The following is an 8523-nucleotide window of genomic DNA, read 5'->3' as shown; positions in this document are numbered from 1 at the left end:
ACTGCAAAAGCAGTCAAATAAGTTAGGCTTGCCTATTGACTGGCGGAAGGCTCATATGTGTTAGGGTTACTTTAACGCTTTGTTTATACAAATAAAATTGATATAACAAAACTTATAAATAAGGTTATACGAGTTATCCGGTAAAATCTGTATTTTTTCCATTCTTTTACCGATAGAAACTGAGTATAAGGATTACCTTTAGTAAAAGACTCGTGAGCTTCAGATAACCTAAAATTAGAAATACCTACTTCTTTATTTTTAGTTGCTAACCTAGAAGCAACTCCCATATAAAAGAGGCTTTCTATAAATCCTATTACTATAAATAGAATAACTAGGATTATTGTCACAAGCATATTCTGGAACCCTAACAGCTTATTGAAGGGCTCGCCCGATAATGTCGGCCCTTTAACTTATTGATTATTAACATCCTACATTTACTATCTTATTGTTGTAAAGCAGTTTTATTTGACTTCATTTACAAATAAAAACGGGCTTGCGCGTTAAAAGTGGACTCAATATTAAAAAGAAAATAAAAACATATTGATTTCATACTGTTAAATAATGAGCGGTTTATTTTTCATACTACTTTAGTTTACTTATCAGCCAACCCGCTTGAAAACACGCCAAAACCCATTATAACTGTATGGATGTACAGTGTTGGTAACATAAAGGGGGGAAGTGATGGCGGGATCGGGATATATCGAAGCGATTCGACAACAAATTCGAGTGAGGCATTACAGCTATCAAACTGAAAAATCATACCTTTATTGGAACCGTTATTTTATAAGATATTTTAAATTTACTGCTGCAAAACATATTTTACCTACACACATTGAACAGTTTTTATGTTTTTTAGCAAACGAACGGCGTGTTTCCAGCAGTACACAACAGCAAGCCCTTTGCGCCCTTGTTTTTGCGTTTAAACATGTACTAGCCATCGATACCGACAATTTGCAGTTCCCATATGCAAAAGCTCCGACTCGAATTCCGCAGGTTTTAAGTGATGTAGAGGCCAAACAAGTTATTGACCAATTACACGGTAAATTCCAACTGATTGGCTGTTTATTATATGGCGCGGGGTTAAGATTAACTGAAGCTTTAAGTATTCGGCTTAAGGATATCGATTTTGAAAATCGAACACTTTTTGTATTTAGAGGTAAAGGTAAAAAAGATAGAGTTTGTATTTTACCGAAAATGACCATTGACCCCATACAACAGCAGATGCACCATGTGCGAGAGACTCATGCTCACGACTTATCTCAGGGATTAGGGATGGCTTCTTTACCTACTAGCTTACTCAAAAAGTTTGGCACAAGCGCCAAACAATTACATTGGCAATATCTTTTTCCTTCGGTTCACTGTGTGTCACATCCAGTTAATGACTATATATGCAGACATCATATTGACCCAACAACCTTTCGAAAAGCATTAAAAAAAGCAGTTCAGAAAACCGATATCACTAAACGCATTACCGCCCATACTTTCAGGCATTCTTTTGCAACAAACTTACTGAGGCGTGGTCATGATATAAGAACCGTGCAGGAATTGCTTGGCCATAATGATGTCAAAACAACTCAAATCTATACTCATGTTGCAGGTTTACACCAAACAGGCGTACAAAGCCCAATGGATTACAGTTAAAAGCGATCATTAGCCCGCCTATGAATAAGCCTACAAGGTAAATATTTTCTAAACACCACCCACAAAAAAGGCCCTTGCGAGCCCTTGATAAATTCTTTTTGTGCTTGGTATGTATTTAACTTCTTAATCCAATCCCACGAGATATCAAATAATAAGCAACAAACCATAAGCTGGCACAAAAGCCGACCATAATGGCGATAGATAACGGCACACTAAGATCGGCAAAACCTAAAAATCCGTAGCGGAAGACGTTGATCATATACACCACAGGATTTAAAGCCGACACGCCTTGCCAAAAATCTGGTAATAGCGATAACGAATAAAACACCCCACCTAAATAAGTCAGAGGTGTGAGAATAAACGTTGGGATAATACTAATGTCGTCGAAGCTCTTGGCAAACACAGCATTAATTAAACCACCTAATGCGAATAACACTGAAGTTAAAAACATAGTGAGTATGACCAAGCCAACATGATGCAGGGTAATATCGACAAACATCATCGCCACAGTAGTCACAATTAAGCCTACACACAAACCGCGTGAAACCCCGCCGCCAACGTAACCGGCAATCATCACATAATGCGGTACTGGCGCAACCATAATCTCTTCAATGTTACGCTGAAACTTGGCACTGTAAAACGACGATGCCACATTAGAATATGAGCTGGTAATGACTGACATCATAATTAAACCAGGGGCAATAAATTCCATATAGCTCACGCCGCCCATTTCACCAATACGCCTGCCAACCAAGTTACCAAAAATAAGAAAATATAACGTCATGGTAATGGCTGGCGGTACTAATGTTTGGACCCAAATACGAGTAAAACGATTAATTTCTTTGGTTAAAATGCTTTTAAAAGCCACAAAATACAGGTGATTCATTATTTTGACTCCTTGGCTTTTTCGACCAGTTCTACAAACAATTCTTCTAGGCGATTAGCTTTGTTGCGCATCGAGAGCACTTCAATATTGGCGGCGCTTAATTGAGCAAATAAGTCATTAATATTGTGCGCTTTCGCCACGTCAACTTCTAATGTGTGTGCATCGGTTAAGCGGCAATTCATATTGGTTAATTGCGGTGCTGCCTCTAGGTCGCGGCGTAAATCGAAAATAAAGGTTTCTACATCAAGCTTGCTGAGTAAGGCTTTCATGGTGGTGCATTCCACCAGCAAACCGGTGTCGATAATGCCAATGGTGCGGCAGAGCATTTCGGCTTCTTCAAGGTAGTGAGTGGTTAAAATAATGGTCACGCCTTGTTGATTGATTTGCTTTAAAAAGTCCCACATTGAACGGCGCAGCTCAATGTCTACCCCTGCGGTCGGTTCATCTAAAATAAGCAGTTTGGGCTCGTGCATTAACGCGCGCGCAATCATTAGTCGGCGTTTCATACCGCCTGATAATTCGCGAGCTTGGGCATGCCGTTTTTGCCATAAATCAAGTTGAGATAAGTATTTCTCGGCACGTTGTAATGCCACGTCTTTTGGCACACCGTAATAGCCTGCCTGATTAACCACAATCTGTTGTACGGTTTCAAATTGATTAAAGTTGAATTCTTGCGGTACTAAGCCAATACACAATTTTGCTTGTTCAAGTTGTTTATCTATATCAAATCCAAACACTGACACTGTGCCAGAGGATTTTTGCACTAACGAGCTGATAATACCGATGGTGGTCGATTTACCGGCGCCGTTAGGGCCGAGCAGGGCAAAAAAATCACCCTGCTTGACCGTTAAACTAATCGATTTAACAGCTTGCACGCCGCCTTTATAGGTTTTTTTAAGGTTATCGATCACCAATGCATTGTTGGTGTTACTCATTGTCATACCTCTAATCAATAAATTGCGCATTAAACACTTTTTATTACATGTATCTAAAGACGTTATAAAAATGAAAAAGACGCAACACTTTTGCCTACCAAAACAAAACTCCCGCCTATAGCGGGAGTTTATCGATTATATCAAAAAGATCTAATCTAATGGCACCACTTTAGCGATGTAAGGCAGGTTGCGATATTGCTCTGCGTAGTCGATACCATAACCTACGATAAACTCGTCAGGAATGGTAATACCAATAAAATCGACAGGCACGTCAACTTCGCGGCGTTCTGGTTTGTCGAGCAAAGTGCATAGCGTTAAGCTTTTAGGGTCGCGCAGCAATAGCATTTCGCGCACCTTATTTAGGGTGTTACCTGAGTCGATAAGGTCTTCTACAATTAATACGTCACGGCCTGCAATGTCAGATTGTACGTCTTTAAGTACTTTAACATCGCGAGAACTGTTCATATTATTGCCGTAACTCGACACAGCCATAAAATCGATTTCGACATGGCCTTTAATACGGCGACACAAATCGGCCATAAACACGACAGACCCTTTTAATAGGCCAACCATTAATAAACGCTCACTGTGCGCATAATGGGCGTTAATACGTTCGGCTAACTGATCTAGGGTTTTATTGATTTCTTGCTCAGAAATCATCATTTCAATTGTGTGTTTCATAAATATCTCAATTGTCGATGTCGTTTGGCTGGGTGTGTCCGTATCCCCAGCGGCTCGTAAGGTCGTGCTCGATCCCTAAATGATCGAGGATCCGCGAAACCATGAAGTTTACCAGATCTTCTACCGATTGGGGATTATGATAAAAGCCTGGCGCCGCTGGCATGATGGTCGCACCATTGCGGGTTAGGCTTAGCATATGCTCTAAGTGTATGGCGCTAAACGGAGTTTCACGCGGAACCAAAATCAATTGGCCGCGCTCTTTTAATACCACGTCTGCTGCTCTTTCGAGCAAATTGTTGCTCATGCCAGTGGCTACAGCCGCCAACGTACCTGTTGAGCATGGGCAAATCACCATTTGCTTTGGCGCGGCGCTGCCTGAAGCCGGCGGCGAAAACCACTCATCTTTGCCCAGTACCACTAACTCACCGCTAAGGGGCGCATCTGGGTTATCAAGCTGTTCAAGCAATTGCGCTTTGGCTTTGTCTGGGTTGGCACTGAGCTGTAAACCATGCTCGGTGGCCAGTACCACCCTCGCGGCACTCGAAATCATTAAAAATACTTGGTAGTCGTTCGCCAGCAAACATTCAAGTAGCTTGATGCCATACGGCGCACCCGAGGCGCCGGTCCAGGCGAGACTAATTGCTTTGGCTTTTTTGGCGTAGGCCATCTTGTCCCCTCTTGCGGCTGCGCGGTTTACGCTAAAGCCTTAATTATTTTTTGATGAATACCATTAAAGCCACCGTTACTCATAATCACCACGGTATCACCTGCTTGGGCAGTATTGGCTACATTAGTAATAATGTCTTCAATGTTACGAAAAACGGTCACAGGTATCGGCGCATTGGCCATGCTGGCGGTAATGTCCCAGCCAATATTGTCGGCCTGATACAAATAACCTACGTCGGCTAACGCCATTGAATTGGCGAGCGTGTCTTTATGAACACCGCTTTTCATGGTGTTGGAGCGCGGCTCTAGCACCACAATAATATTACCGCTGCTGCTATCACCTGCACCAACTTTGGCCCGTAAGCCTTGTAATGTGGTAGCAATCGCTGTGGGGTGATGAGCAAAATCGTCATACACTGTCACGCCATTCACGGTGGCTAATAACTCCAAACGGCGCTTTGGCGGACTAAATTGCGCTAACGCTTCAATCGCGTGATTTGGCGCAACACCCACATGCCGTGCTGCAGCAATGGCCATTATGGCGTTTTCAATGTTGTGCTGGCCAATTAAGCCCCAATTGACAACGCCTTGCGTTTCACCATTAAACAACACTTCAAACTCATGACCATCGTCGGCAATAGTACGCGACTGCCAGGCACTTGGTTCACCCTCATTCTTTAACAAACTGGTCTGGGTTGAATACACTTCTTGCTCGCTCCAGCAGCCCATGTCAATCACTTGCTTTACGGCTTCAACCTGTGCAGGCCAAATCACTTTACCCTCACCTGGCACGGTACGAATAACATGATTAAATTGTCGCTGAATGGCCGCCAGATCGGCAAAAATATCGGCATGATCAAATTCTAAATTATTGATTACCAGTGTGCGCGGACGGTAGTGAACGAACTTAGAGCGTTTATCAAAAAAGGCGCTGTCGTATTCGTCGGCCTCAACCACAAAAAATGGCGAATTACCTAGGCGCGCTGACACGCCAAAGTTTTGCGGTACACCGCCAATTAAAAAACCTGGCTCGTAGCCGCAATACTCTAACACCCAGGCGAGCATGCTTGAGGTAGAGGTTTTGCCATGGGTACCCGCCACGGCTAACACCCAGCGGTCTAGCAATATATGTTCGGATAAAAATTGCGGCCCAGAGGTGTACTTCATGCCACGGTTTAATACCGCTTCAACACATGGATTGCCTCGGCTCATGGCATTGCCAATCACCACTAGGTCGGGTTGGTTTTCGCCTTCTTTGCCCAGTTGGATTGGGTCAAAACCTTGTATAAGCTCAATACCTTGCTGCTCAAGCTGAGTGCTCATTGGCGGGTAAACGTTGGCGTCGCTGCCGGTCACTTTATGGCCCATTGCGCGGGCAAGTAGGGCTAATCCGCCCATAAAAGTGCCACAAATCCCTAAAATGTGTACGTGCATGATTTCACTCTACTGATCCATTATATGGCGCTTATTCTAATCTATTGCACCTGTGAATGTCAGTTAACAATTATTGAGAATCATCAATGGGGTTAGGGTTAATACAAAAAGAAAAATAACCCCATGCTGAGCACAGTGGTCAGCAAGGTATTGCGGGTAATATAAGCTAGCACCGTGGCCACCAGCGCACAGGTTAAGTAGGGGTTATACAGGCTGATGGCCAGCTCACCTTCTGGCACAAAGACAATGGGCGCTAATATGGCGGTTAACACTGCTGGGGCTGAGTAACTTAAAAAGGTTAAGGTGTTTTTGCTTAACCTAATGGGGATTTTGGGTTCTAACAGCAAATGCCGACTCACAAACACCACTGCCGCCATTGATATAATAATTAACCATGTCATAGGGTATCCTCCTTGGTGGGCGCAATATCAGCACAAGGCGTATCTGTATCTGTATCAAAAATGCCTTCATTAGTGAGTTTGGCATAAGCCATACCCGCTGCCATGCCCGATATGGCCGCAATCAAAAGCCCTGCTTGAATGGCAAACACGGCGCACACCACCGCTAATATAAGTGACACTAATACGCACACTAAAATGGACGGTTTTTTTACTGTTGGCACCACAATGGCAATAAAGGTGGCTGCTATAGCAAAATCGAGTCCGAGTTCGCCTAAATTATCGATAGACTGGCCAGCCACAATACCGAGTAAGGTGGCGATGTTCCAACCTATATAAAAGGTTAAGCCGCCACCTAAGGCATACCAGCGGTCAAACTGATATTGTGCAGGCGTATCGCCACCATGAGCCTGGTTGGAGATAGCAAATAACTCATCGGTGAGTAAAAAGCCCAGCCCTAAACGCCATTTAAGGGGTAATGGGCTAATTTGGCTGCGCATGGCCATGGCATACAGTAAATGCCTTGAGGTAATAAGTAAGGTGGTAATTAAAATACTACTAAAACCAATACCGGCTTTTATCATTCCAAGGGCGACCAATTGCGCACTACCGGCAAAAATAATTGCCGACATGGCCTGGCTTTCTACCGCGGTGAGGCCAATTTCTAATGCGAATGAGCCAGCTAAAATGCCCCAGGGGATCACGGCAATGGTCAGCGGCATTACCGCTAACGCACCCGACAGAAACGATTTCATTTTTGAGGTCGGGATAGAAATAGATTGAGTGGTACTCACACAGTCTCCTTATGCAGCCTTCCTTTGCAGCACTTATGCGCGCTATGTTAACTGAAGATTAGCCTACTCTGAATAAAACAGTAAAGCCTTATTAGTGCCTTATTTTTAAAAGATTATATAACATACATTTATTATACAGCTAGACTTTTACACTCACTGACAATCAAAAAATGACACTAATAAATGGTATAAAAGTGAACAGTTAGGGAGATAATGGTTAATAATTAAAGTAAACAAAAAAGACAAATACCAAAATATAAAATGCATTTTATATAAATCTAATTTTTCACACTCCACTAAACCTCATCAATAAGTTGTAATAAGCAATTTAAAAACAGCATTAACCACTTTTACATCCCGTGATATTAACATACTAAACCAGCAATAATGTCACGATTAAAGCACAACCAATAACAGCACCTATTGAATTAACGATATAATATCAACAACCATTATTTTTATTTATTAAAGATGAATAAAAATAACATGTTTAGATGTTTAGATGTTTAGATGTTTAGATGTTTAGTTGGGGATATAAAGCGGTTACTGCGAGTATTGTTATGCTGATAATAAGACTATCAACTTATTGGCATCATAAAGCGGGAGTGTATATTCATTATCCCGTACACTCAAATGTCTTTGCTGCCGAATCATACTAGTTCTAAGGTTAATTCGCGGATTTTTTTCTTTAACCAGATGGATTCTTCGTTGTCTGTCGTAGGGTAAGTCACCATGACCAGCTTTAAAGGCTCAACGACTTGAAAAATACGTTCACACTCCACTTCTGATAATTGGCAAGCATGGATACCGGAGTCATCATCGAGCATATCGTATACCGCTTTATAGGGCGTAATTGCTAACGAGTTACAATCAGATAGGTACTCAAATAACGATGAAATGCTGGTAATCGTCATTTCAGTATTTAAGGTAAGCTTATGAGATTGGCAATATTCTTGAAACGGATTAAGCACCGGCGCCTGCACGCCAATAAAGGTATTGATAAACGGGTAGTTAGCAATGGTTTCTCAGGGCGGGATCATACTTTGTTAACAGTAGGGAACTTTTTCGTATCGGCATGATCTGATCAG

At 42.4% G+C, this 8523-nt stretch carries 9 protein-coding genes; 1 reads left to right on the top strand and 8 read right to left on the bottom strand.

What is annotated here, in order from left to right; genetic code table 11:
• Nucleotides 1-681: 681 nt before the first annotated feature.
• Entirely contained in the window at nt 682-1641 is a 960-nt protein-coding gene (locus tag IEY42_RS21135; RefSeq protein WP_188927174.1) for an integron integrase, read from the top strand.
• A 115-nt stretch (nt 1642-1756) separates the two neighbouring features.
• Here the strand turns inward: IEY42_RS21135 and IEY42_RS21130 are convergent, their stop codons facing one another.
• The 8 genes from IEY42_RS21130 to IEY42_RS21095 all read right to left on the bottom strand — a co-directional run bounded on the left by IEY42_RS21130 (nt 1757) and on the right by IEY42_RS21095 (nt 8406).
• Nucleotides 1757-2527, bottom strand: coding sequence for an ABC transporter permease (locus tag IEY42_RS21130; protein WP_188927173.1), 771 nt, complete (start codon nt 2525-2527; stop codon nt 1757-1759).
• Entirely contained in the window at nt 2527-3462 is a 936-nt protein-coding gene (locus IEY42_RS21125) for an ABC transporter ATP-binding protein (RefSeq protein WP_188927172.1), read from the bottom strand. Before IEY42_RS21125 ends, IEY42_RS21130 begins: the two co-directional genes overlap by 1 nt.
• A 150-nt stretch (nt 3463-3612) precedes the next feature.
• Entirely contained in the window at nt 3613-4143 is a 531-nt protein-coding gene (gene hpt / locus IEY42_RS21120) for a hypoxanthine phosphoribosyltransferase (RefSeq protein ID WP_188927171.1), read from the bottom strand.
• A 7-nt stretch (nt 4144-4150) separates the two neighbouring features.
• The gene (locus IEY42_RS21115) at nt 4151-4810 is read right to left on the bottom strand and encodes a flavin prenyltransferase UbiX (RefSeq protein ID WP_188927170.1); all 660 of its coding nucleotides are present in this window, start codon (nt 4808-4810) and stop codon (nt 4151-4153) included.
• Between the two features lie 26 nt (nt 4811-4836).
• Nucleotides 4837-6243: a UDP-N-acetylmuramate:L-alanyl-gamma-D-glutamyl-meso-diaminopimelate ligase gene (gene mpl / locus IEY42_RS21110; RefSeq protein ID WP_188927169.1), complete on the bottom strand. Its 1407-nt coding sequence runs from the start codon at nt 6241-6243 to the stop codon at nt 4837-4839.
• A 98-nt stretch (nt 6244-6341) separates the two neighbouring features.
• Nucleotides 6342-6644 (bottom strand): AzlD domain-containing protein, encoded by a 303-nt coding sequence (locus IEY42_RS21105; protein WP_160053437.1) that lies wholly within the window; start codon nt 6642-6644, stop codon nt 6342-6344.
• Nucleotides 6641-7396 (bottom strand): AzlC family ABC transporter permease, encoded by a 756-nt coding sequence (locus tag IEY42_RS21100; RefSeq protein WP_229780231.1) that lies wholly within the window; start codon nt 7394-7396, stop codon nt 6641-6643. The genes IEY42_RS21105 and IEY42_RS21100 overlap by 4 nt, the downstream gene beginning before the upstream one ends.
• 689 nt (nt 7397-8085) lie before the next feature.
• Nucleotides 8086-8406, bottom strand: a complete 321-nt coding sequence (locus IEY42_RS21095; protein WP_188927168.1) for a hypothetical protein — start codon at nt 8404-8406, stop codon at nt 8086-8088.
• Nucleotides 8407-8523 lie beyond the last annotated feature (117 nt).

Source organism: Shewanella algicola (genome assembly GCF_014648035.1).
In the GTDB taxonomy this organism is placed as follows: Bacteria; Pseudomonadota; Gammaproteobacteria; order Enterobacterales; family Shewanellaceae; genus Shewanella; species Shewanella algicola.
The sequence above is the reverse complement of the archived record's forward strand: the minus strand, read 5'-3'. Positions and strand labels throughout refer to the sequence as shown.

What these genes read in the sequence shown, in the direction of transcription:
- IEY42_RS21105 (WP_160053437.1), bottom strand. Translation starts at nt 6,644, where the DNA reads ATGACATGGTTAATTATTATATCAATGGCGGCAGTGGTGTTTGTGAGT.
- IEY42_RS21125 (WP_188927172.1), bottom strand. Translation starts at nt 3,462, where the DNA reads ATGAGTAACACCAACAATGCATTGGTGATCGATAACCTTAAAAAAACC.
- mpl (WP_188927169.1), bottom strand. Translation starts at nt 6,243, where the DNA reads ATGCACGTACACATTTTAGGGATTTGTGGCACTTTTATGGGCGGATTA.
- hpt (WP_188927171.1), bottom strand. Translation starts at nt 4,143, where the DNA reads ATGAAACACACAATTGAAATGATGATTTCTGAGCAAGAAATCAATAAA.
- IEY42_RS21115 (WP_188927170.1), bottom strand. Translation starts at nt 4,810, where the DNA reads ATGGCCTACGCCAAAAAAGCCAAAGCAATTAGTCTCGCCTGGACCGGC.
- IEY42_RS21100 (WP_229780231.1), bottom strand. Translation starts at nt 7,396, where the DNA reads ATGAAATCGTTTCTGTCGGGTGCGTTAGCGGTAATGCCGCTGACCATT.
- IEY42_RS21135 (WP_188927174.1), top strand. Translation starts at nt 682, where the DNA reads ATGGCGGGATCGGGATATATCGAAGCGATTCGACAACAAATTCGAGTG.
- IEY42_RS21130 (WP_188927173.1), bottom strand. Translation starts at nt 2,527, where the DNA reads ATGAATCACCTGTATTTTGTGGCTTTTAAAAGCATTTTAACCAAAGAA.